1 protein-coding gene is annotated in these 1,715 nt (G+C 77.1%); it reads left to right on the forward strand.

What is annotated here, in order from left to right:
- Positions 1 to 1,715 (forward strand): hypothetical protein (locus tag BN12_RS25590; protein ID WP_048555613.1); only part of this gene is annotated, 1,715 nt, incomplete at both ends.

Genomic DNA, 1,715 nt, shown 5'->3' on the forward strand with positions numbered 1-1,715 from the left:
GGCGGCGGCCCGGGCCGCGTCGGCACTGCGCGACCCGCAGCTGACGCGGGGCATCGCCTTCGCCTCGACCGCCTTCGCCCGGGACCTCCGGTCCGCCCCCTCGACGGGGCTCGACGCCGAGACCCGGCTCGCGCGGACCGCGGTGAGCTACCTCGTGCGCGCCGCCCTCAAGCCGAGCCCGTTCTCGACGCTGACGACCGTCCATCCGGCCACCGCCGACCCGGTCGTCCCTGGAGACGCGGACACCCCCGCGGCCTGGGCGCGCGACGTGACGACCTTCCGGCCGCTCGCGGTGGAGCTGCATCGTCGCTGCGTGACGAAGCCGTTCGCCTGGTCGGGTCCGCACCCGGTGCGCGCGGTCCCCGCAGCGACGATGCAGCTGCGGGACGCGGCCTACGCCTTCCTGCCGAGCTACGCCCAGAAGGCCGGGCTCTACTACCGCACCGACGAGATCACCGAGGTGACCGGAGAGACGCCGCCCGTCACCCCGGCGCGGGGGGTCGAGTCGGGGCGGCTGCACGCGCCCCGACCCTGGGACCTCTCCGACGGCCACGAGCTCACCGCCCTCCACGCGGACGGGCGACGACGCGCCTGGCCCGACCCCGTCGTCGGCGTCCTCGACCGCGCCGCGCGGGCGGTGGAGGACGTCGAGGCCGCGGCGACCCCCGAGGACGTCCTCGACGCCCTCGACGGTCTCGGCGCGGTCGCGCAGGAGGCCCTCACGCAGGTGGGGTCGAGGGCGGGCGCCTGGCTGCTCAAGGAGCCGCTCGTCCACGAGATCGTCGCCGGCGAGCCGGTGCCCGGGCCGGGGGGCGGCCTCGGCCCGGCCGCCGAGCAGGTCCTCGCCGGCCGGGTCGTCCCGATGTCCTTCTACGAGAACCTGCGCCAGGTCGCCGAGGCGGTCCACGGCTTCGAGCCGGCCCCGCTCATCGACTTCTGCGCGGAGGTGACCATCGCCGCCGAACGCGCCCAGCTGCGCACCGTCAGCGGGGCCGACCTCGCCGACCTGCCGCGCGGTCACCTCAGCCTGGCCCGGCCCGCGAGCGTCGTCTACCACCAGCAGGCGGGGGACCTCATCGTCGTCAACACCGTGATGGCCGACTACCTCGGCTCACGGTCGCGGTGGGGCCGGCTCGGTCCGCTGCGCGACGCCGTCGTCCGCGACGCCGTGACGACGGCGGCCCTGCGGCACCCCGGCACCGTCCCCTACCAGTTCTCCGCGTCGACCGACTGGACGACGACCCAGCGTCCCGGCCCGGGGCTCCCCCTCGCCGAGTGGGGCGGCGCCCTGCTCGACCACCCGGGCGCCGTCGACCTCGCCCGCTTCACGGTCCGGCTCGACCGGGACTCGCGCACCCTGCAGGTCGCCGACCCCGACGGTGCCCCGGCGGCGCTCCTCTACGGCGGGGCGATCCCGCCGCACCTCCTCAAGGGTGTCGAGGGCGTCCTCGCGATGATCTGCTCCCCGTGGGCCGTCATCCCGCCCCGGACCCGGCCCGCGCCCACCGACGGGGGGACCGTCGCCGCCCGCCTGGAACGCGACGGCATCGTGTGGAGCCGCCGGACCTGGGCCCTCGCCCCCGAGGCCGTCCCGGTGTGGGAGCGGGGCGCGTCGGTCACCGAGTTCGTCGCCCGCGTCGACGCCTGGCGCCGCGGTCACGGGATGCCCGAGCAGCTCTTCGTCGCCGCCGCGACGGCGTCCGGCGCCCGGCGGG

Source organism: Nostocoides japonicum T1-X7, assembly GCF_001046855.1.
Taxonomy (GTDB): Bacteria; Actinomycetota; Actinomycetes; order Actinomycetales; family Dermatophilaceae; genus Nostocoides; species Nostocoides japonicum.